Here is a 21472-nt window from a genome sequence, read left to right on the forward strand (position 1 = left end):
CGATTTCAGGTGGCCTTTCATCGTGACGCTGCCGGGCCTTTTTCTGGCGGCGTTTCTGGGCTGGCAGTACACAGGCGCGGCTGCCGCTGCGCGATGAGAAACTGTTCATGTTCGGCCACACCATGTTGCATATCCCCCAAGCGGTCACCGGCCTGCTGGGCGCGGGGTTTATCGTCACCGCCTTTGTCAGCTCGCTGATCTGGAACAGGCGGCACGGGTTGTGATGCGCCACCGTGCCAGAAAAAACCTGCCGCGCGAAAAGGTGTGCGCCAAGCGTCCCGGCCTTTCTTGCCAAGGCGCGGCACCAAGGATAGGGTGCGCGCCAATTCCAGCCCGGTTGCCATGAAGGCGGCCCCGCAGATACGAAGGATAACCTATGTTCGCAACACCTGCTTACGCTCAGGCCGCCGGCGGCGGCGCCGGCGCGATCGCCCAGTTCATCCCGCTGATCCTGATCTTTGCGATCATGTATTTTCTGATGATCCGCCCGCAGCAAAAGCGTGTAAAGCAGCACCGCGAACTGGTTGCCGCGTTGAAAAAAGGCGATCAGGTCGTCACTCAGGGCGGCGTGATCGGCAAGGTCACCAGCGTGCGTGACGACGAACTCGAGGTCGAGATTGCTTCGGGCGTCAAGGTGCGGGTCGTGCGTTCGACCATCACCACGGTGCTGAACAAGACCACGCCCGTCGCTGCGAATAGCTAAGCCCTCAGATAACGAAGGGGTCGCCCCCAGATGCTGCAGATCGACCGCTGGAAGCGCATCCTGATCATCGGGCTTTGCGTGATCGGGCTGGCTTATGCCCTGCCCAACCTGTTCTACAAACGGGTCGAGGCCCATAACGACGCCATCGTCGCCGTCGAGCGCGCCGGAGGTGCCGCCACGCCCGAGCAAGAGGCGGCCATTGCGATGTGGCCGGGCTGGATGCCCGCATCGCTGGTCAATCTGGGGTTGGATCTGCGCGGCGGTGCGCATCTGCTGGCCGAGGTTCAGGTCGATCAGGTCTACAAGGCGCGCATCGACGCGCTGTGGCCCGAACTGCGCACGGCGCTGGCCGCGCAACGCGACGTCATCGGCGCGATCCGGCGCGTCGACTCGCCCACCGGCACGCTGGCGGTCGAAATCGAGAATGCCGACCAGATGGCCGTCGCGGTCGAGGCCGCGCGCGGTCTGGCCACGCCGGTTGCCACGCTGACCGGGGCCGGTCAGGACGATCTGGAGGTCACGGCACAGGGCAATACCCTGACCGTGCAACTGTCCGAGGCCGAAAAGGCCCTGACCGATGACCGCACCATTCTGCAATCGCTGGAAATCGTGCGTCGCCGCGTCGATGAGGTCGGCACCCGCGAACCCACCATCATGCGCCAGGGCGAGGATCGGATCCTGATCCAGGTGCCCGGCATCGGCTCGGCTGCCGAGTTGAAGGCGCTGATCGGCACCACGGCACAACTGACGTTCAACCCGGTGATCGCGTCCGGCGGTGATCCCGATGCTACCCCCGGCATCGGAGAGATCGTGCTGCCCTCGCAGGATCAGCCGGGCGTCTTTTACACGCTTGAGGAAACGCCCGTCGTCACCGGCGAGGAACTGACCAACGCCGTGCCCGGTACCGACCAGAACGGTGCGCCCTCGGTCGATTTTCGCTTTAACCCTGCAGGCGCTCGCAAGTTCGGTGAATACACCAGCGCCAATGTCGGCCAGCCCTTTGCGATCATTCTGGACGGCGAGGTTATTTCCGCACCTGTGATCCGGCAGGCGATCACCACCGGCTCTGGCCAGATTTCAGGCTCTATGGATTACGAGGGCGCCAATCGGCTGGCCGTGCTGCTGCGCGCAGGCGCCTTGCCGGCAGAACTGACCTTTCTGGAAGAACGCACCGTCGGCCCGGAACTGGGTCAGGACAGCATCGACGCGGGCAAGACCGCCTCGATCGTGGGCTTTGTTGCCGTGATCGCGCTGATGATCGCGTCCTACGGGCTGTTCGGGGTCTTCGCCTCGGTCGCGCTGATCATCAATATGGGGCTGGTCTTTGGCATCCTGTCGGTCATCGGCGCCACGCTGACCTTGCCCGGCATCGCCGGCATCGTGCTGACGATTGGTATGGCCGTTGATGCGAACGTGCTGGTCTTTGAGCGTATCCGCGAGGAATTGCGCAATTCCAGAGGCCCGGCACGCGCCATCGACAAGGGCTATCAGAATGCCATGTCGGCCATCGTCGATGCGAACATCACGACGCTGATTATCGCGGGCATCCTGTTCATGCTGGGCTCGGGTCCGGTCAAGGGCTTTGCCGTCACCCTGTCCATCGGGATCATCACCTCGGTCTTTACCGCGATCTGGGTGACCCGGCTGCTGATGGTGACATGGTTCGAACGGCGCCGTCCGCGCCAGATCGAGGTGTAAAATGGCTTTTCGTCTGAAACTTGTCCCCAACGACACCAAGATCGACTTTTTCAAATGGCAAAAGCTGACCTTTGGCTTTTCGGCGCTGCTGATGGTGTTGTCGGTCATTTGCCTGCTGGTCTTTGGGCTGAATTTCGGCATCGACTTCCGTGGCGGTACAACCATCCGCACCGAGGCGACCCAGCCCATCGATGTGGGGGCCTATCGCGAGGCGATGCAGCCGCTGAACCTTGGCGACGTGGCCATCACGCAGGTCTTTGACCCCAGCTTTGACGCGGATCAGCATGTGGCCCAGGTGCGTATTTCGGCGCAGGACGGTGCCGAGGCGGTGACGCCCGACACCATTCTGGCCGTCGAGGCCGCGCTGCAAGAGGTTGATCCGACCGTGACCTTTCCATCGGTCGAATCGGTCGGCCCCAAGGTCTCGGGCGAATTGATCCAGACCGCGATCTATTCGGTTCTGGCCTCGCTGATCGCGATTTCGGTCTATATCTGGCTGCGCTTTGAATGGCAGTTCTCGGTCGGTGCGATCGTGGCACTGATCCATGACGTGCTGATCACCATGGGTGTGTTTGCGCTGTTCCAGATCAAATTCGATCTGGCAACGGTGGCGGCGCTGCTGACCATCGTGGGCTACTCGATCAACGACACGGTCGTCGTGTTCGACCGTCTGCGAGAGAACCTGATGAAGTTCAAGAAGATGCCATTGCGCGACGTGATGAACCTGTCGGTGAACGAGACCCTGTCGCGGACGGTCATGACCTCTGGCACCACGCTGGTGGCGCTGATCGCGCTGTTGGTTCTGGGCGGCGACGTGATCCGCAGCTTTGTGTTTGCCATCACTTTCGGGATCGTGATCGGTACCTATTCCTCGGTCTATGTGGCCAAGAACGTGGTGCTGTGGCTGGGCGTCAAGCGTGACTGGTCCAAGCCCGATCCCAAGGCGGCGGGCACCCAGTTCAACGAAGGCGGCACTCCCTGATGGCGATGCGGCCCACCGATTTCGCGGGCGCTGTGCCGGTGGACGGTTACGGGCCGGGGTTCTTTCGGGTTGCCGACAAGGTGCATCAGGGGCCCGTTCTGGTGATGCAGAGCGGGGCAAAGGATTGGGGCGGGCTGGATGATCGCGCGCCCTTGCTGGCATTGGCCGGTCAGGTCGATGTGCTGTTTCTGGGCATGGGCGCCGAGATCGCGCGCGCGCCCGCCGATCTGGTTGCTGAACTGGAACAGGCCGGCGTGATGGTCGAGGCAATGGCATCGCCCACTGCCGCGCGCACCTATAATGTCACCCTGTCCGAAGGCCGCAGGGTCGCCTGCGCGCTTTTGCCCGTATGAGCCTGCTGGCCGTCCAGGATCTTGCCGTTGCACGCGGCGGGATGCGGGCGGTCGAAGGTATCTCGTTTACCTTGGACAAGGGCGAGGCGCTGATCCTGCGCGGCCCCAATGGCGTCGGCAAGACGACGCTGCTGCGTACCGTGGCGGGCCTGCAGCCGCCCGTCGCTGGCCGGATCGAGATGCCCGAGGATGCCGTCGCCTATGCCGCCCATGCCGACGGGTTGAAAGGCGCGCTGAGCGTCAGCGAAAATCTGCGCTTCTGGTCGCGGGTCTTTGGCGGCGGCGCGATTGGCGGTGCATTGGCCGCGATGAACCTGGGCGCCCTGACAGACCGGCCGGCTGCCAGCCTGTCGGCGGGGCAGAAACGTCGATTGGGGCTGGCGCGGCTGCTGGTCACCGGCAGGCCGCTATGGGTTCTGGACGAGCCGACGGTTTCGCTGGACGCGGCCTCGGTGGACCTGTTTACCGCAGCCGTTCGCGCGCATCTGTCGGCAGGCGGGGCCGCGCTGATGGCCACGCATATCGACTTGGGTCTGGATGAGGCGCGGGTGATGGACCTGACCGCCTGCCGCGCCAAGTCTGACCGGATCGACAAGCCCGCCGGTTTCAATGAGGCATTTGCATGACCGGGAAACGCATCTGCCGCTATGCGACAGGCGGATTACCGGACCCCGCGCGTCGCAGGGGCGTCACATGATCGCCCTGCTGTTGCGCGACCTGACCCTTGCGACACGCGCGGGTGGTGGCTTTGGCCTTGGCTTGGCGTTCTTTTTGATCCTCTGCACGCTGGTGCCTTTCGGCATCGGGCCGCAGGGCGCGACGCTGGCGCTGATCGCGCCGGGCATCTTGTGGGTGGGCGCGCTGTTGGCCTGCCTGTTGTCGCTGGACCGGATTTTCGCGCTGGATCTTGAGGATGGCAGTCTGGACCTGTTGGCCACCGCGCCGATCCCGCTGGAAGGCGTGGTCGCGATCAAGGCGCTTGCGCATTGGATCACCACCGGCTTGCCGCTGGTCGTTGCTGCGCCGCTGTTCGGGTTGCTGCTGAACCTGCCGCCGGCAACGATGCCCTGGCTTGTGGTGTCGCTGCTGGTCGGTACGCCGGCGCTGTCGATGCTGGGCGCCTTTGGTGCCGCGATCACCGTGGGGCTGCGGCGCGGCGGTCTACTTTTGTCGCTCTTGGTTCTGCCGCTTTATATCCCCACGCTGATCTTTGGGGCCGAAGTGATCCGGCGCGGGGCCGAAGGGGCCAGCATGGCCACGCCGCTGGCCTTTCTGGCCGGCATCACGGCGGCCACGCTGGCGCTGATACCATTTGCCGCCGCCGCCGCGTTGCGGGTCAATCTGCGGTGATCGGGGTTGAGCGGCCCCGAGCCGAAGGATAGGGAAACCGCATGTCGCTTTGGGAATATGCAAACCCGGTCAAATTCATGCGCCTGTCGGGCGCTGTCCTGCCATGGGCGGTCTTTGCTGCGGCCTTCTGCACCATCGGTGGGCTGGTCTGGGGCTTTCTGACGCCCGAGGATTATCGGCAGGGATCCACCGTCAAGATCGTGTTCATCCATGTGCCCGCTGCGATGATGGCGATCAATATCTGGGTGATGATGCTGGTCGCCTCGCTGATCTGGCTGATCCGGCGGCACCATGTCAGCGCGCTGGCCGCCAAGGCCGCGGCACCCATCGGCGCGGTAATGACGCTGATTGCGCTGGCGACCGGGGCGATCTGGGGCCAGCCGATGTGGGGAACATGGTGGGAATGGGACCCCAGGCTGACCAGTTTCCTGATCCTGTTCCTGTTTTATGTCGGCTATATTGCGCTATGGCCGGCGGTCGATGATGCTGACAGCGCCGCCGATCTGACCGGCTGGCTGTGCATCGTCGGCTCGGTCTTTGCGCTGCTGTCGCGCTATGCAGTGCTGTTCTGGAACCAGGGTCTGCATCAGGGCGCATCGCTGTCGGTGGCGCCGGGCGAACGGATGAGCGCGGTCTACCGCTATCCGCTTTACCTGACGATGCTGGGCTTTTTCCTGCTGTTTCTGGCGCTGTTGCTGATCCGCACGCGCACCGAGATCCGCCGCCGGCGTCTGGCGGCATTACAGGCGCGGGAGGCACGGGCATGATCGAACTGGGTAAATACGCCAGCACCGTGCTGATGGCCTATGGTGTGTCGCTGGCTTTGCTGGCGGGGCTGATCTGGCAGACGGTCAGCGCCAGCAAACGGGCACGCCGTGCATTGGAGGCGCAGGAACGCGATGGCTAGGCTTTCACCTCTGATGATGGCACCGCCGCTGATCTTTGCGGCGCTGGCGGGGATGTTTCTGTGGGGAATGGGACGCGAGGATCCGGACCAGCTGCCGTCTAGTTTCATCGGACGCGAGGCGCCGGCGCTGCCGGTGACCACGCTGCCGGGCAAGACCCGACTGACCGATGAGATGCTGCGTCAGCCGGGGGTCAAGCTGGTGAATTTCTGGGCCAGCTGGTGCCCGCCCTGCCGGGCCGAGCATCCGACGCTGACGGCGTTATCTGCGGAATTGCCGGTCTACGGGGTCGATCTGAAGGACCCGGAGGCGCAGGCGATTGCCTTTCTGGACGATCATGGCGACCCGTTTCACGCAATCGCCACAGATCCCAACGGTCGCGGCGCGATCGACTGGGGCGTGACCGCCCCGCCCGAGACCTTCATCATCGACGGCGAGGGCCGGGTTCTTTATCGCTTTGCCGGGCCCTTGGTGCGCGAGGATTATACCAACCGCTTTTTGCCCGAACTGGAAAAGGCGCGCGCCGCCGAGGGCAACTGATCCCCCGCGCGGACCGCTCCGCATAGCATGAACCAAGGCTAAGGCTTGCACCTTGTGATTGCGCGCGCCAGACTGATCCCGAACCATATCAGGGAGGGGATGTGATGCGGACGGGATTTTGTCTGGTAACGGCGTTGCTGATGGGCAGCACCGCTTATGCTCAACAGGCCGCTGATGCGGTGGCGCCCGAGGCTGCCACCGAAACGGTTGAAACGGATGCGTTTGCCGATCTGTCGCAGGCCGCGCAGGATGCGATGGCCGCGAAAGAGGCGGGTCAGCCAGTGGCGGCTGACAACTGGATGGTCACTGCGGCCAACCCGCTGGCGGTCGAGGCCGGCGCAAAGGTGCTGGAGGCCGGCGGCAGTGCTGCGGATGCGATGGTTGCGGTGCAACTGGTGCTGGGTTTGGCCGAACCGCAAAGCAGCGGCTTGGGCGGCGGGGCCTTTCTGGTCTGGTATGACGCCGCATCTGGCGAGATGACGACGCTGGACGCGCGCGAAATGGCGCCCGCAGCCGCCACGCCGACGCTGTTTCAGACCGAGGAAGGCGAGCCGCTGGAATTCTTTGACGCGGTGGTCGGTGGCCGTTCGGTCGGTGTGCCGGGCACGCCTGCCTTGCTGGAAGAGGCGCATCGGCGTTGGGGCAAGGCCAATTGGGGCGGTCTTTTCGATGATGCAATCGCGCTGGCCGAAGATGGCTTTGCCGTGTCGCCGCGTCTGGCCGAACTGGTCGCGGGCGAGGGCGAGGATTTGCAGCGCGATCCGGCTGTGACCGACTATTTCTTTCCCGAAGGTGCGGCCGTCGCGGCGGGCGATACGCTGACCAACCAGGCTTATGCGGATGTGCTGCGCCGGATGGCGGCAGAGGGCAGTGATGCGTTCTACACCGGCGATATCGCCGCTGGCATCGTCGCGGCAGTGCAGGGCGCTGACTGGAACCCCGGCGTGATGACGATGGACGATCTGGCGCGCTATCGCGTGGTCGAACGGCCGCCGGTCTGCGTGGAATATCGCGCCCATGACGTCTGCGGCATGGGGCCGCCCTCATCTGGGGCGCTGACGGTTGGTCAAATTCTGGGCATGGTTGGTGGCTATGATCTGGCCGCTCTGGGCCATGACAATCCGGAAAGCTGGCGGCTGATCGGCGATGCCTCGCGTTTGGCCTTTGCTGACCGGGGGCGTTACATGGCTGACAGTGACTTCGTGCCGATGCCGACGGAAGGGCTGGTCGCGCCGGATTATCTGGCCGAACGCGGGGCGCTGCTGTCTGGCGATGATGTCCTGCCCGAGGTCAGCGCCGGTTCGCCCGGCTGGTCCCACGCCATGCTGTGGGGGCAGGACAGCGCGATCGAGTTTCCCTCGACCTCGCATATCTCGATCGTTGACGGCGACGGCAATGCGCTGTCGATGACGACGACCATCGAAAGCGGCTTTGGCGCGCGGATCATGGCCAACGGGTTCCTGCTGAACAACGAGCTGACTGATTTCAGCTTTGAGACGCATGACGACGCGGGCTATCCCATCGCCAACCGGGTCGAGCCGGGCAAGCGACCTCGGTCCTCCATGGCGCCGACCATCGTGCTCAGCGATGGCGCGCCCGTGCTGGTCATCGGTTCGCCCGGTGGCAGCAGGATCATCGGCTATGTCGCCAAGGCGGTCATCGGGCATCTTGATTGGGGTCTGGATGTGCAGCAGGCCATCGGTTTGCCAAATATCGTGAATCGCTTCGGGCCGCTGGATGTCGAACAGGGCACCGGCGCGACCGAGATGTCGCAGGCGCTGACCGATCTGGGCTTTGAGGTAAACGAATCCGAACTGAATTCGGGCCTGCACGGCATCGCGATCACGCCCGAAGGGCTGGAAGGCGGTGCCGATCCGCGGCGCGAAGGCATCGCATTGGGCGGCTGACCCCACCCGCAACGTCGAAAGGAATGCGCCCCCGTTCAACAGAGCGGGGGCGCTTTTCATTCAGGCAATGGGCAGTTGCGCTCAGGTCAGTGCCAGGAAGTTGGGCTGACCGTTCGACGCCGACAAACCGCCATCGACCGGCAGGACCACGCCGCTGACAAAGCTGGCATCGGGCCCGGCAAGAAAGGCCACCACATTGGCGACTTCTTCGGGCTCGACCAGACGACCCATCGGGATCCGCGAGGCCAGAGCCTGCATTGCCGCAGGATTTTCCTGCAAGCCGCTGGCCAGACGCGTATTGGTGGTGGCCGGCGCGACGGCATTGACCCGCACGCCTGCCGTGCCGAGTTCCAGCGCCAGCCCCATGGTCATCAGGCTGACCGCGCCTTTCGAGGTGTTGTACCCATACATGCCCCAATCACCGCCCATGCCGGAGACCGAGGATACATTGACGACGTTGCCCTTGGTCTTGCGCAGTTCGGGTAAAGCGGCCAGCGTCACATTGCGAACGCCGCCGACATTGATCGCCAGCATGGCCTGAAAATCCTCGTCCGACAGCGTCTCTGCCGTGCCGGGCTTGACCACGCCGGCATTGTTGACGACCACATCGATGCGCCCGAATGTCTCGACGGCGATCTTGACGATATTCGCGGCATCCTCGGTGCTCGACACGTCGCCCTGGGCCACGGCGGTGATATCCTCGCCGATTTCCCCGGCCAGTTCGGTCAGTCCGTCCTTGCTGCGCCCGTTCAGCACAACATTATAGCCGTCCTTGGCAAATCGCAGCGCGGTCGCGCGACCAATCCCGGTCGCGGCACCCGTAACGATGGCTGTTTTCTTGTCGGTCATGACAACGTCCTCCGTTTCAGAAACTGTTGATTGCCAGTTCACCTATGGCCGGGTTTCATGCGTTCAATGCGTGAATGAACTGACGTCGTGTCATTGCGTGGCCAGCCTGAAAGCATCGTGTCCGGGTGGCGAGAAATGGCCGTGCGCAGGAAGCACGGAAAGATTGTCGGCGGCGCGCTGCCCGAACGTCTTGCCAGCATAGCAGAAAATCCCGTGCATTTCAGTGGGGGGATTACCAATATGAAAAAACCCCCGGCCTTTCAGCCGGGGGTTTCTGATTTGGTTCGATCAGCCGATCAGCCGATCAGGCTGCGGCCAGATTCCGCAGAACGTAATGCAGCACGCCGCCGTTCTTGAGATAGTCGATCTCGACCTCGGTATCGATCCGGGCTTTCAGCTTGATCGTCTTTTCGGTGCCGTCAGCATATTTGACCTGCGCCTCGACGACCTGCAGCGGCTTTACGTCGCCCAGCCCCTCGATGGTGAACTGCTCATCGCCGGTCAGGTTCAACGAGGCGCGGCTGTCGCCATCGGTGAACTCGAACGGGATGACACCCATGCCGATCAGGTTGGAACGGTGGATCCGCTCAAAGCTTTCGGCAATGACCGCCTTGACGCCCAAGAGGTTGGTGCCCTTGGCAGCCCAGTCTCGGCTTGAACCGGCGCCGTATTCCTTGCCGCCGATCACGACCAGCGGCGTGCCCTGATCCTCATAGGCCATGGCCGCGTCATATATCGCCGCCTGTTCGCCATCGGGGCCCTTGGTATAGCCGCCCTCGACGCCATCCAGCATCTCGTTCTTGATGCGGATATTGGCGAAGGTGCCGCGCATCATCACCTCGTGGTTGCCGCGACGCGAACCATAGCTGTTGAATTCGCGCGGCGAGACCTGACGCTCGGTCAGATATTGGCCGGCCGGGGTGCTGTCCTTGAACGAACCTGCGGGGCTGATGTGATCGGTGGTGATCATGTCGCCCAGCAGCGCCAGAACGCGCGCGCCCTTGACGTCGCCGATCTCGCCCGGCTTTTTCGACATGCCCTGGAAATAGGGCGGGTTCTGGATATAGGTCGAGGCGGAAGGCCAGTCATAGGTCTCGCTATCGGTGACCTCGACGGCCTGCCAGCGTTCGTCGCCCTTGAAGACGTCGGCGTATTTCTCGATGAACATCTCGCGGGTGACGACGCTGTTGACCAGATCCGCAACCTCTTTGGACGAGGGCCAGACGTCCTTCAGGTAGACATCGTTGCCATCCTTGTCCTGGCCCAACGGATCGCGGGTCAGGTCGATATTCATGTCACCCGCAATCGCATAGGCCACCACCAGCGGAGGGCTGGCCAGATAGTTGGCGCGAACGTCGGGCGAGATGCGGCCCTCGAAGTTGCGGTTGCCCGACAGGACCGACACAGCGACCAGATCGTTGTCGTTGATCGACTTGGAAATCGCCGGCTCCAGCGGGCCAGAGTTGCCGATGCAGGTGGTGCAGCCATAACCCACGAGGTTAAAGCCCAATGCGTCCAGATCGTCTTGCAGGCCGGCGGCCTCAAGATATTCCGAAACCACCTGAGAGCCGGGCGCCAGCGATGTCTTGACCCAAGGTTTGCGGTTCAGCCCAAGCGCACGCGCCTTGCGGGCGACCAGACCGGCGGCCATCAGCACATAAGGGTTCGAGGTGTTGGTGCACGAGGTGATCGAGGCGATCACGATGGACCCGTCGTGCAAGGTGTAATCCTCGCCCTCGACCGCGCCCTCGGAAAAGCCGTCATGGCAACCGCCCGGCACATAACCCGGTTCGCGTGCGCCGCCCTCGGCATTCCAGTCTTTTTCCTGCTTTGCGCTTTCCTCGGGGAAACGCTGACCCTTGATCAGGTCGTAGAAAGCCTTGGCCGACTGATCCAGCGGGGTGTGATCCTGCGGGCGCTTGGGGCCAGAGATCGCAGGGACGACATCGCCCAGATCCAGTTCCAGCGTCGAGGTGTAGACAGGGTCATAGCCCTTGTCGCGCCACATGCCATTGGCTTGGGCATAGTCCTTGACCAGCGCGATGCGATCCTTGTCGCGACCGGTCTGTTCCAGATAGCGCAGGGTTTCATCATCGATCGGGAAGAAGCCGCAGGTTGCGCCATATTCGGGTGCCATATTGGCGATGGTCGCGCGGTCTGCCAGCGGCATGTTGTCCAGTCCGTCGCCATAAAATTCGACGAACTTGCTGACCACGCCGTGCTCGCGCAGCATCGCCACGACCTTCAGCACAAGGTCGGTCGCCGTTACGCCTTCTTTCAGCGCGCCCGAGACCTTGAAGCCCACAACCTCGGGGATCAGCATCGAGATCGGCTGACCCAGCATCGCGGCCTCGGCCTCGATCCCGCCGACGCCCCAGCCCAGAACGGCCAGACCATTGACCATGGTCGTGTGGCTGTCGGTGCCGACCAGCGTGTCAGGATAGGCGACCTCGGTTCCGGTCTGGTCCTTGTCGGTCCAGACGGTCTGGGCCAGATATTCCAGGTTCACCTGGTGGCAGATGCCGGTGCCGGGCGGTACCACGCGGAAGTTGTTGAATGCCTTCTGACCCCATTTCAAAAAGGTATAACGCTCCATGTTGCGTTCGTATTCGCGTTCGACATTGAACTGGAACGCGCGCGGAGTGCCGAATTCGTCGATCATGACCGAATGGTCGATGACCAGATCGACCGGGTTCAGCGGGTTGATCTTTTGCGCGTCACCGCCCAGTGCCACGATGCCGTCGCGCATCGCCGCAAGGTCGACCACGGCCGGAACGCCGGTGAAATCCTGCATCAGGACGCGGGCCGGACGATAGGCAATCTCGCGCGGGTTCTTGCCGCCCTTTTCCGCCCATTCGGCGAAGGCCTTGATGTCGTCCACGCTGACGGTCTTGCCGTCATCCTCAAAGCGCAACATGTTTTCCAGCACGACTTTGAGGCTGGCCGGCAGTTTGGAAAAATCGCCCAGACCGGCCTCGGTGGCGGCGGGGATGGAGTAATAGGCAATCTCTTGCCCGCCGGCTTTCAAAGTGCGGCGGGTCTTGGCGGTATCGGTTCCGGTGACGATGGGCATCGGGGCCTCCCTGTCTGCGATTGGATGGGTGTGGCTGCGGATCTAACTAGCTGTGCACAAAGCGCCCCTGAGGCGCAAGGCTTGGCATTGTTTCGGTATGCGACGGTATACTGTTATTGGCATTGTTGCGCAAGGGGCACTATAGGCCCGGTGGCGCGCTGTTAACATAGGGGTGATTTGGCCTTTCCCACCAGCAGGGCCTATTCATGAGGCGAGATGAACACCCAGAATCGCCATTCACCAGCCGCATTGCCCATGAACCGCCCTGTTCCGCACCCTTATTCATTGCGATGCCTGCCCGCCGCAGCACTTGCTGCGTTGCTGCTGGTTGTTGCGCCGGGCCAGCTTGCGGCGCAAGATCGCAGCCCTGATACGGCCGACGCGCGCGTTGCCACCACCGAGCAGCCGCGAACCGATCCTTATGCCGACGCGCCCATCATCGAGGCGCCCGAGGCGTCGGGGATGAACAGCTTTGTCGATGGTCTGGGCGCAGCCGCGCCGACAATCGCCTTGTCGAACATGCCCGGTGCGCCCGTGGTGGTCGAGCTGTTCACATCGCAGGGCTGCAATTCCTGTCCGCCGGCGGATGCGATGCTGGCGGATCTGGCCCAGGATCCCGATGTGCTGCCGCTGTCCTTTCACGTCGATTACTGGGATTACCTTGGCTGGAAGGATGCCTTCGCCAGTCCCGAATTCACCCGCCGCCAGCAGGGTTATGCCCGCAGCGTTGGTGAGCGCGCGGTCTATACACCGCAGATCATCGTCGGCGGGCAGGATACCGCACCCTCGATCCAGCCCGTCGAACTGATGGGCATGATCGACGCGCATCGCACCTCTCCTGCGCTGGTCAGCGTGACCGACCATATCGAGGGCGATCGTCAGGTGGTCGAACTGACACCGCTGTCGGATCTGGGCGGCAGCGTGGCGGTGATACTGGTTCGCTTTGCACCAAGCCGCACCGTCGAGGTAAAGGCCGGCGAGAATAGCGGCCGCTCGATCACCTATCTCAATGTCGTGCTGGACATGGCCCGGCTGGCTGACTGGGATGGCCGCGCACCGTTGCGGCTGACCATCGGCGGCGATGCCGCCAGCGGACAGGATTTCCCGCCCGATACGCGGCATGCGATCCTGATCCAGCGCATGTCGGGCGCCAAGGGGCAGATGCCCGGCGCGATCCTGACCGCGCTGACGCTGGATTAAACCCGGGCCTTGCCACTGTCGTTGCGGATCGCTGCATCGCGCCATGCGATGATCCGTCCGGTGAATTCGCTGGACGATATCGGGATTGCCGCCTCTGGGATGGCCAGCAGCATGTTGGGATGCGCCACCAACACGTAACCTTCGATCAACGCCACCGGCAGCGCGCCGGTTTTCTCTACCGACCAGAAATAGGTGCCGCGCATATTCGGCCCTGACACGTCGAAGCCGTCGGGGCCGATGGCCACCTCATGGGTGAAACCCACGACAGTATCAAATGCTTCGCGTGCTGGATCGGGCGAAGCATCCGTGCGTCGCTGATCCAGTTGCGACATCGCCGCCATGCCGGCCAGGACCATCAGGAAAACGGCTGCGGGCTGTGGAAACAGACCCGTGAGAATGAAATCCGACATCGTATCAAAGCTGTGCAGCGTGGTCGCCGGCCACCATTGCCGATGAAACAGCCAGGACCACAGCGATATTGCGGCAACCGTGATGATCGCCGGCACCAGATAATACCGTGCATAGGCCCACCCGGTCGAGGGCTGCGCTGTCGGCGGGGTCTGCAACCCATCCTGCGCCCAGTACAGCCTCAGTGCTGCAAGATAGGCCGAGAAATCCTTTTCTTCCCAGGCATAGCTGAGGCGGATCGGGGCTTCGGTTTCAGACATGTAAAATTCCCGACGATACTGGCCAAGATCGGCATTTGATAACGGCACCGTCCCGCAAGGGCCAGCCAGGCGTCGTGGTAAAGGGCGTGTCTGACTTGCAGGTTGTGCAAATCTGTCGCATCAGTCGAGCATGACCGACTGGATCATCAGCATTTCCGGCACCGCCGAAGGGGCGCGCATCGCCTCTATCCTGGCGATCTCGGCGGCGTTTCTGCATGCGGTGTTCGGCGCCTTGCAAAAGGGACGCCATGACCCCTGGATCAGCCGCGCGGCGATTGATGCCAGCTATGGGCTGATGGCCTTGCCGGTGGTGCTGTTCGTCGTGCCCTGGCCCGAGCCGCATATGTGGCCGGTGCTGGGCGGCGCGATGATCATTCACATCGTCTACAAACTGGCGCAGGCATCGACCTATCAGCGCGGTGCCTATACGGTCGTTTATCCCGTGGTCCGCGGGACCGCGCCGCTGATCACCATCATCGCCGCCAGCCTGATCTTTCACGAGCGTTACAACCTGACGCAATGGTCGGGCGTCTTGCTGTTGGTCGCCGGTATTCTGGGGCTGGCGATCTATAACCTGCGCAAGCTGACTGTCGGGCGCGATACGCTGCTGCCGGCGCTTGGCTGGGCGCTGTTTACCGGCGTGATGGTCGCGGCCTATACCACCTATGATGCCTGGGGCATCCGGCTGGCCGCTGATCCGTTCACCTTTCTGTTCTGGTTCTTTCTGCTCGATTCGCTGTTCATGCCGATGATTTCATGGCGCCGGATCGCTGCGCTGCCGGTGGCCGAACGCGCCTCGCTGGCGGCGCGAGGCTTTACCGGCGCGGTGGTGGCGTTTGCCAGCTTTGGCTCGATCATGCTGGCCACGCGCATCGACGAGGTCGGACGCGCCGCCGCCTTGCGTGAAACCTCGACTGTCTTTGCGGCCCTTGTGGGTTGGGTCATCCTGGGCGAAAAGGTGGGGCCGCGCCGGCTGGCCCTTATGGCCATGATCGCAGCCGGGGCGGTGATCGTGGAATATGCCGGATAAGAGGCGGGACGAAATGAGCAAGACGTCATCAGGCAAGCTGAAAGCCCTGTTGGAATACGGGCCTTTGTTGGTCTTTTTCGTGGTATTCCTGCTGCTGCGCGACCGCACGGTTTCGATCATGGGGCAGGATTACTCGGGCTTTATCGTTGCCACGCTGGTATTTATCCCGGTGCTGGTGCTGTCGACGCTGGGGCTGTGGCGGCTGACGGGCAGGCTGTCGCCGATGCAGATCGCCACGCTGGTTCTGGTTATCGTGTTTGGCGGGTTGTCGGTCTGGCTGAACGATCCGCGCTTTTTCAAGATCAAGCCGACGATCATCTATGTGCTGTTTGCGGGCCTTCTGGGCTTTGCCTATCTGGCTGACAAACACTGGCTCGAGGCTGTGCTGTCCGAGGCGCTGCCCATGCGCGCCGAGGGCTGGCGCAAACTGACGCTGCGCATGGCGCTGATGTTTCTGGGGCTGGCGATTGCCAATGAGATCGTCTGGCGGACCATGTCCGAGACCAACTGGGTCTATTTCAAAACCTTCGGTCTGCCGCTGCTTTTGTTCGTGTTCCTGATGGGCAATGCAGGCCTGTTCAAGGCCTATGGAATAGAGCGCGACGAATAGGTCGCGGCGGGTCAGGCGCGCAGGCCGCCGATGCTGTCAGGCGGTGCCAGCAGTCGTGACCAGCGCGGCTCGACCTGAGCGGGCAGTTCCCGGCGCAGCAGGTTCAGGGGCAGCGCCCAGGGCTGGCGCAGCGCCGTGCGGTAGAAGTCAAAGACCCCGCCACGCAGATAAGGCGTCCAATGCGACAGGCGCCGCGCGCGGCCATCCATCGGAAAACCAAGCGCATCCAGCATGACCAGCGTCGCGCGGTCGTCGATCTGAATGTCGATCCAGTTTGGCCGTGGCCGTTCCAGCCCAAAGCCAACGGCCTGCTTGCGGGCGGCTGACACCAGCACCTCTAGCCCGAAATCGAACAGGTCATTTTCGCGCGACGTGATGTTCAGCACCTCGGCGCGTTCGCCGGCGGCTGTGTCAAGCGCCTGGGCGGCGGCGCAGCGGAACTCGGCCGCGGCCAGCAGGACCATGCGTCCGATGGTGCCCCTGGGTGCATGATGCAGCGCCGATAGCAACACCCGCGCGCCAAGCGAATGCCCGATCAATGCGATGGGGCGGCCCGCCGCTTGCGACAGCGCCTCGACCAGCCGGGCCAGTGACCGACCGGTCTGGCCAGCCCGATGATAAACGCTGCGCAGCGATCCCCGTGCCTCCCAGCCAAAGCCGATGGCCAGCCCTTCGCTGTGATCTTCGCCGTCAAAGCCAAGCGCGCGCGGCCATGACGGGATCGGTGCAGCGACGCAACGGGGGTCGAGCGCAAGGATATGACGATGAGGATCGTGGCGCGTCTGGCTGGGCGAAAAGCGATAACCATGCACCATGATGATGATTGGCGCGTGATCGGCCAGTGCCGCTGCCTGCTGCAGCGCGTCGGGCATACCCGACAGATCCGAATTGAGATGCATTACAGTCATTTGACCGCCACCTGTTCTTCGTTTGATGCGGCTATGCCCCGATCATGCAACAGCAGCGTGAAGGAGCCGTTAAGCCAGCGTGAAATCTGTTGCGTTAACGGGCCGAAAGCGCGCAAATTCCAATAAATTCAGGCCTCGGCGGGTTATTGCGCAGTGGTTTGGGCCTGCGGACATGGCGCGCCAGAGGGCTTGGATGTCGTATTAAGACTGGAACCGACCCCAGGGCTGGGCGATCCTTGGCAGCGGAGAAGGAGACAGGGATGGCGTTCAAATCGGATATCGAAATCGCGCGCGAGGCGCGAAAGCTGCCAATAGTCGAGATAGGCGCAAAGCTGGGCATCGGGTCAGAGGATCTGCTGCCCTATGGGCACGACAAGGCCAAGGTCAGCCAGCGTTTCATCGATTCAGTCCGCGATCGCCCGACGGGCAAGCTGATCCTGGTGACGGCGATCAATCCGACGCCAGCGGGCGAAGGCAAGACCACGACCACCGTCGGTCTGGGCGACGGGCTGAACGCCATCGGCAAGCGCGCGGCGATCTGTATCCGCGAGGCCAGTCTGGGCCCGAATTTCGGCATGAAGGGCGGCGCAGCCGGAGGCGGCTATGCGCAGATCGTGCCGATGGAGGACATGAACCTGCACTTCACCGGCGATTTCCACGCCATTACCAGCGCCCATTCGCTGTTGGCCGCGATGATCGACAATCACATCTATTGGGGCAACGGGCTGGATATCGACATCCGCCGCGTCGTCTGGCGTCGGGTGGTCGACATGAACGACCGCGCGCTGCGGCAGGTGACGGCCTCGCTTGGCGGTGTGGCCAACGGGTTCCCGCGCGAAACGGGCTTTGACATCACCGTCGCCTCGGAAGTGATGGCGATCCTGTGCCTTGCGACCGATCTGACCGATCTGGAGCGCCGGTTGGGCAATATGATCGTCGCCTACAGGCGTGATCAGAGCCCGGTCTTTTGCCGCGATCTTCAGGCCCAGGGCGCGATGACGGTGCTGCTGAAGGACGCGATGCAGCCCAATCTGGTGCAGACGCTGGAAAACAACCCGGCCTTTGTGCATGGCGGTCCCTTTGCCAATATCGCCCATGGCTGCAACAGCGTCATCGCCACGACCACGGCACTGAAAACCGCCGATTATGTCGTCACCGAGGCCGGCTTCGGGGCCGATCTCGGGGCCGAGAAATTCATGAACATCAAATGCCGCAAGGCCGGGCTGAAACCTGATTGCGTGGTTCTGGTCGCGACCATCAGGGCGATGAAGATGAATGGCGGCATCGCCAAGGACGCGCTGGCCGAGGAAAATGTCGCCGCCGTCAAGAAGGGCTGCTCCAATCTGGGTCGCCATATCGACAATCTGCACGGCTTTGGTGTGCCGGTGGTGGTCGCCATCAATCATTTCAGCGGCGATGGCGAGGCCGAGGTTGCGGCCGTGCAGGACTATGTCACGGGCCGTGGCGCCGACGCGATTGTCAGCCGGCACTGGGCCGATGGCAGCGAGGGCGCGATTGATCTGGCGCGACGCGTGGCCGAGATTGCAGATAGCGGCGCCTCGCAATTCGCGCAGCTTTATCCCGATGAAATGTCGCTGATGGACAAGATCCGGACGGTCGCCACCCGGATTTATCATGCCGATGACGTGTTGGCGGACAAGCGTATCCGTGACCAGTTGCGGCAATGGCAGGATCAGGGTTACGGCCATCTGCCGGTTTGCATGGCCAAGACGCAGTACAGCTTTTCCACCGATCCCAACCTGCGCGGCGCCCCCACCGGGCATTCCGTGCCGATCCGCGAGGTCCGGCTGTCGGCAGGGGCGGGTTTTGTGGTGGTGATCTGCGGTGAAATCATGACCATGCCCGGCCTGCCGCGCCATCCCTCAGCGGAAAAGATCCGGTTGAACGAGGCGGGCGAAGTCGAAGGTCTGTTCTAAGGGCGGCGGGACGACGCTTGCCTTCGGCATCGCCCCGCCCGCCGTCCCTTGATGGTCTGCGTCCGGGCCGATCAGGCGGGCTGTCTGAGGCCCAGGATATCGCGCGCCTGCTGCCATGTTGCGACGGGCCGGTCGTATTTCGCGCAGAGATCGACGGCACGTTGCACCAGCGCCGCGTTCGAGGGCGCAAGCCGGTCCTTGTCCAGTCGCACGTTATCCTCGAGCCCGGTTCGTGCGTGGCCGCCTGAAGAAATGGCCCATTCGTTCACGACAATCTGGTTTGGACCGATCCCTGCCGCGCACCACGGCGTGTCGTCGCCGAACAGACGCTTGACCGTGTGGATGTAGTAGTCGAACACATCGCGATCGACCGGCATCGCGTTCTTCACGCCCATCACGAACTGCACATAGGGCGTTGCGGTGATGCGCCCGTCCTTATGCATCGCGGCGGCCTGAAAGATATGGCTGAGATCAAAGGCCTCGATCTCTGGTTTGACACCGTGGGTCACCATTTCCGACGCCAGCCAGTCGACCAGATCGGGCGGGTTTTCATAGACCCGCGTGGGGAAGTTGTTCGAGCCAACCGACAGGCTGGCCATGTCCGGCGACAGCGGCAGCATCTTGCCCCGTGCGTCGCCCGCGCCCGACCGTCCGCCGGTCGAAAGCTGCACGATCATGCCGGGGCAGTGTTTTTCGATGCCCTCTTTCAGCACCCCAAAACGGTCGGGATCGCTGGTCGGCTTTCCGTCATCGTCGCGGACATGGCAATGCGCGATGGTCGCGCCCGCCTCGAACGCCTGTTGGGTCGATTCGACCTGTTCCGCGATGGTGATCGGGACCGCGGGGTTGTTGTCCTTGGTGGGCAGGCTGCCGGTGATGGCCACGCAGATGATACAGGGGTTTGTCATGTCAGGGCCCTCAAAGGTCGAAGAAGACGGTTTCGTCATCGCCCTGCAGGCGGATGTCGAAGCGATAGACGGGGGTGCCGTCGCGGGTCGTGCGTTTCGCGATCAGGGTGGCGCGGCGCTGTTCCCATTCGATCAGATTGATCACCGGGTCCTTGGCGTTGGCTGCCTCTTCATCGTCGAAATACATCCGGGTGTTCAGCCCGATATTGATCCCGCGCGAAACGATCCACAGGTTCAGATGCGGTGCCATCATCCGTCCACCGCGCCCCATGACCGCGCCCGGTTTGACCGTATCAAAACCCCAGTCGCCGGTTTCGAAATCGGTGATGACGCGGCCCCAACCGCGGAAACCGTCCTCGACCTCGCCGCCGCCCTCGGGATGGGCGTAGTGCCCGTCCGCATTTGCCTGCCAGACCTCGATCAACACGTCCTTGACCGGGCTGCCCATGCCGTCGATCACCAGCCCTTCGACCCGGATGCGTTCACCCTTGGCGTTCGGTCCGGCGATGTCCCAGCCCAGTTCCTGATCATAGATGTCAAAGCCCGCAGCCCCCGGCGCCAGGCCGATGTGAACGTAGGGGCCCGCGGTTTGCGAGGCGCTTTCGCGCAGGTAATCCAGTTTCTGTGCCATATCAGTTCCCCTCTGGCCGGTTCTCGAAATAGGTCGAGCGGCGGCCCCTCAGAACGATGTCGAATTTATAGGCGATCGTATCCAGCGGGATCGTTGCGTTCAGATCCAGCTTGGCGGTCAGTTGCTCGATCGCGTCGGCGTCGGGGATCGTCGCCACGATCGGACAGATCGGGATCAGCGGATCGCCCTCGAAATAAAGCTGCGTGATCAGGCGTTGGCAGAATGCGTGACCGAAGACCGAGACATGAATATGCGCCGGGCGCCAGTTATTGACCCAGTTGCGCCACGGATAGGCGCCGGGCTTGATGGTGCGAAAGCTGTAGCGCCCCTGATCGTCGCTGATCGTGCGTCCGCAGCCACCGAAATTCGGGTCCAGAGCGCCCAGATAGGTGTCTTTTCTGTGGCGATAGCGCCCGCTGGCATTGGCCTGCCAGATCTCGACCAGCGTATTCGGCACCGGTCGCGCGTTTTCGTCCAGCACGCGGCCATGGACAATGATCCGCTCGCCCACCGGATCGCCTTCCTTGGCGTAGTTGCGGATCAGGTCGTTGTCCAACTCGCCCAGATCAGTGTGACCAAAGGTCGGGCCGGTGATTTCGCTGGCCGATTGCTGCAGCGAGATCATCGAATAGCGCGGGCTGCGCGCCACGCTGGTCTTGTAATCCGGTGTCAGCGCTGCGGGGTGCAGGCGGCGATCGCGTTGATAATATTCGGCTCGGCTCATTGACTGGCCTCCTCGGCATCCATTTCGGCAAAAGTCTGTTTGGCCAGTTTCAGCGCATGATTGGCGCGCGGAACACCGGCATAGATGGCAACGTGCTGGAACGCCTCGGCGATATCGTTGCGGCTGGCCCCGGTGCGGGCGGTGGCACGGATATGCATCGGGATTTCCTCGAAATTCCCGGTCGCGGCCAGCAGCGCCAGCGTCAGCATCGAGCGTTCGCGCAGGGTGATGGCGTCGCCGGCCCAAACCGTGCCCCAGGCGCTTTCGGTGATCATCGTCTGGAACGGGTCGTCAAAGGCGGTCTTGGCAGCCTCGGCGCGGTCGACATGCGCGTCGCCCAGCACGCGGCGGCGGACGGCCATGCCGTCGGCATAACGGTCAGTCATGGGCTTGCTCGGGCAGGTGATGGCGCGAATTCAGATGCATGGCTGTTCCTCCTGTCCATAACATAAACGAAATACATATTGCGAGATAATGCAAAGTGGCGCATTTTCCA

Annotated in this window: 23 protein-coding genes; 15 read left to right on the plus strand and 8 right to left on the minus strand. The window is 62.9% G+C overall.

Features of this window, described 5'->3' with window-relative positions; all coding sequences use genetic code 11:
• Window positions 1-107: 107 nt before the first annotated feature.
• The 11 genes from CUV01_RS19645 (at window position 108) to ggt (ending at window position 8438) form a co-directional block, all read left to right on the plus strand.
• Window positions 108-224, plus strand: a complete 117-nt coding sequence (locus tag CUV01_RS19645) for a DUF475 domain-containing protein (RefSeq protein WP_157994837.1) — start codon at window positions 108-110, stop codon at window positions 222-224.
• A gap of 152 nt (window positions 225-376) precedes the next feature.
• Complete coding sequence (gene yajC / locus CUV01_RS11430; protein WP_101460581.1) at window positions 377-703, plus strand: preprotein translocase subunit YajC; 327 nt, start codon at window positions 377-379, stop codon at window positions 701-703.
• A gap of 30 nt (window positions 704-733) precedes the next feature.
• Complete coding sequence (secD, locus tag CUV01_RS11435) at window positions 734-2401, plus strand: protein translocase subunit SecD (RefSeq protein WP_101460582.1); 1668 nt, start codon at window positions 734-736, stop codon at window positions 2399-2401.
• A 1-nt stretch (window position 2402) separates the two neighbouring features.
• Window positions 2403-3383, plus strand: a complete 981-nt coding sequence (gene secF / locus CUV01_RS11440; protein ID WP_101460583.1) for a protein translocase subunit SecF — start codon at window positions 2403-2405, stop codon at window positions 3381-3383.
• Complete coding sequence (locus CUV01_RS11445; RefSeq protein ID WP_101460584.1) at window positions 3383-3736, plus strand: Mth938-like domain-containing protein; 354 nt, start codon at window positions 3383-3385, stop codon at window positions 3734-3736. Before secF ends, CUV01_RS11445 begins: the two co-directional genes overlap by 1 nt.
• Window positions 3733-4362, plus strand: coding sequence for a heme ABC exporter ATP-binding protein CcmA (gene ccmA / locus CUV01_RS11450; protein WP_101460585.1), 630 nt, complete (start codon window positions 3733-3735; stop codon window positions 4360-4362). The genes CUV01_RS11445 and ccmA overlap by 4 nt, the downstream gene beginning before the upstream one ends.
• Before the next feature lie 67 nt (window positions 4363-4429).
• Window positions 4430-5086, plus strand: coding sequence for a heme exporter protein CcmB (gene ccmB, locus CUV01_RS11455; protein ID WP_101460586.1), 657 nt, complete (start codon window positions 4430-4432; stop codon window positions 5084-5086).
• Window positions 5087-5127: 41 nt separating this feature from the next.
• Window positions 5128-5853 (plus strand): heme ABC transporter permease CcmC, encoded by a 726-nt coding sequence (gene ccmC, locus CUV01_RS11460; protein WP_101460587.1) that lies wholly within the window; start codon window positions 5128-5130, stop codon window positions 5851-5853.
• Window positions 5850-5993 (plus strand): heme exporter protein CcmD, encoded by a 144-nt coding sequence (gene ccmD / locus CUV01_RS11465; protein ID WP_101460588.1) that lies wholly within the window; start codon window positions 5850-5852, stop codon window positions 5991-5993. The genes ccmC and ccmD overlap by 4 nt, the downstream gene beginning before the upstream one ends.
• Window positions 5986-6531, plus strand: coding sequence for a DsbE family thiol:disulfide interchange protein (locus CUV01_RS11470; RefSeq protein ID WP_232962201.1), 546 nt, complete (start codon window positions 5986-5988; stop codon window positions 6529-6531). The genes ccmD and CUV01_RS11470 overlap by 8 nt, the downstream gene beginning before the upstream one ends.
• Before the next feature lie 104 nt (window positions 6532-6635).
• Complete coding sequence (gene ggt / locus CUV01_RS11475) at window positions 6636-8438, plus strand: gamma-glutamyltransferase (RefSeq protein ID WP_101460590.1); 1803 nt, start codon at window positions 6636-6638, stop codon at window positions 8436-8438.
• Between the two features lie 81 nt (window positions 8439-8519).
• Here ggt and budC read toward each other — a convergent pair whose 3' ends face one another.
• The gene (gene budC / locus CUV01_RS11480) at window positions 8520-9287 is read right to left on the minus strand and encodes a meso-2,3-butanediol dehydrogenase (RefSeq protein ID WP_101460591.1); all 768 of its coding nucleotides are present in this window, start codon (window positions 9285-9287) and stop codon (window positions 8520-8522) included.
• Window positions 9288-9591: 304 nt separating this feature from the next.
• Window positions 9592-12360, minus strand: coding sequence for an aconitate hydratase AcnA (acnA, locus tag CUV01_RS11485; protein ID WP_101460592.1), 2769 nt, complete (start codon window positions 12358-12360; stop codon window positions 9592-9594).
• A gap of 216 nt (window positions 12361-12576) precedes the next feature.
• On the opposite strand from acnA, the gene CUV01_RS11490 reads away from it, so the two are divergent.
• The gene (locus CUV01_RS11490; RefSeq protein ID WP_101460593.1) at window positions 12577-13560 is read left to right on the plus strand and encodes a DUF1223 domain-containing protein; all 984 of its coding nucleotides are present in this window, start codon (window positions 12577-12579) and stop codon (window positions 13558-13560) included.
• On the opposite strand, the gene CUV01_RS11495 is transcribed toward CUV01_RS11490, so the two are convergent.
• Complete coding sequence (locus CUV01_RS11495; RefSeq protein ID WP_101460594.1) at window positions 13557-14228, minus strand: hypothetical protein; 672 nt, start codon at window positions 14226-14228, stop codon at window positions 13557-13559. The genes CUV01_RS11490 and CUV01_RS11495 overlap by 4 nt on opposite strands.
• Window positions 14229-14358: 130 nt before the next feature.
• On the opposite strand from CUV01_RS11495, the gene CUV01_RS11500 reads away from it, so the two are divergent.
• Window positions 14359-15258, plus strand: coding sequence for an EamA family transporter (locus tag CUV01_RS11500; RefSeq protein WP_101460595.1), 900 nt, complete (start codon window positions 14359-14361; stop codon window positions 15256-15258).
• 13 nt (window positions 15259-15271) lie between these two features.
• A complete protein-coding gene (locus tag CUV01_RS11505) occupies window positions 15272-15868 on the plus strand; it encodes an inner membrane-spanning protein YciB (RefSeq protein ID WP_198731811.1) in 597 nt (198 codons plus the stop codon).
• A gap of 11 nt (window positions 15869-15879) precedes the next feature.
• Here CUV01_RS11505 and CUV01_RS11510 read toward each other — a convergent pair whose 3' ends face one another.
• Complete coding sequence (locus CUV01_RS11510; protein WP_101460597.1) at window positions 15880-16767, minus strand: DUF726 domain-containing protein; 888 nt, start codon at window positions 16765-16767, stop codon at window positions 15880-15882.
• A gap of 269 nt (window positions 16768-17036) precedes the next feature.
• Between CUV01_RS11510 and CUV01_RS11515 the strand changes: the two genes are divergently transcribed.
• Complete coding sequence (locus tag CUV01_RS11515) at window positions 17037-18713, plus strand: formate--tetrahydrofolate ligase (protein WP_101460598.1); 1677 nt, start codon at window positions 17037-17039, stop codon at window positions 18711-18713.
• Window positions 18714-18784: 71 nt separating this feature from the next.
• Here CUV01_RS11515 and CUV01_RS11520 read toward each other — a convergent pair whose 3' ends face one another.
• The 4 genes from CUV01_RS11520 to pcaC are packed head-to-tail and all read right to left on the minus strand — an operon-like array spanning window position 18785 to window position 21362.
• The gene (locus CUV01_RS11520; RefSeq protein WP_101460599.1) at window positions 18785-19621 is read right to left on the minus strand and encodes a 3-oxoadipate:acetyl-CoA acetyltransferase; all 837 of its coding nucleotides are present in this window, start codon (window positions 19619-19621) and stop codon (window positions 18785-18787) included.
• Window positions 19622-19631: 10 nt separating this feature from the next.
• On the minus strand, window positions 19632-20252 hold the full coding sequence (gene pcaG / locus CUV01_RS11525) for a protocatechuate 3,4-dioxygenase subunit alpha (RefSeq protein WP_101460600.1): 621 nt from the start codon (window positions 20250-20252) through the stop codon (window positions 19632-19634).
• Window position 20253: 1 nt separating this feature from the next.
• Window positions 20254-20976, minus strand: a complete 723-nt coding sequence (gene pcaH, locus CUV01_RS11530) for a protocatechuate 3,4-dioxygenase subunit beta (protein ID WP_101460601.1) — start codon at window positions 20974-20976, stop codon at window positions 20254-20256.
• Complete coding sequence (gene pcaC, locus CUV01_RS11535; RefSeq protein ID WP_101460602.1) at window positions 20973-21362, minus strand: 4-carboxymuconolactone decarboxylase; 390 nt, start codon at window positions 21360-21362, stop codon at window positions 20973-20975. The genes pcaH and pcaC overlap by 4 nt, the downstream gene beginning before the upstream one ends.
• Between the last annotated feature and the right edge of the window lie 110 nt (window positions 21363-21472).

The organism is Paracoccus tegillarcae, assembly GCF_002847305.1.
In the GTDB taxonomy this organism is placed as follows: domain Bacteria; phylum Pseudomonadota; class Alphaproteobacteria; order Rhodobacterales; family Rhodobacteraceae; genus Paracoccus; species Paracoccus tegillarcae.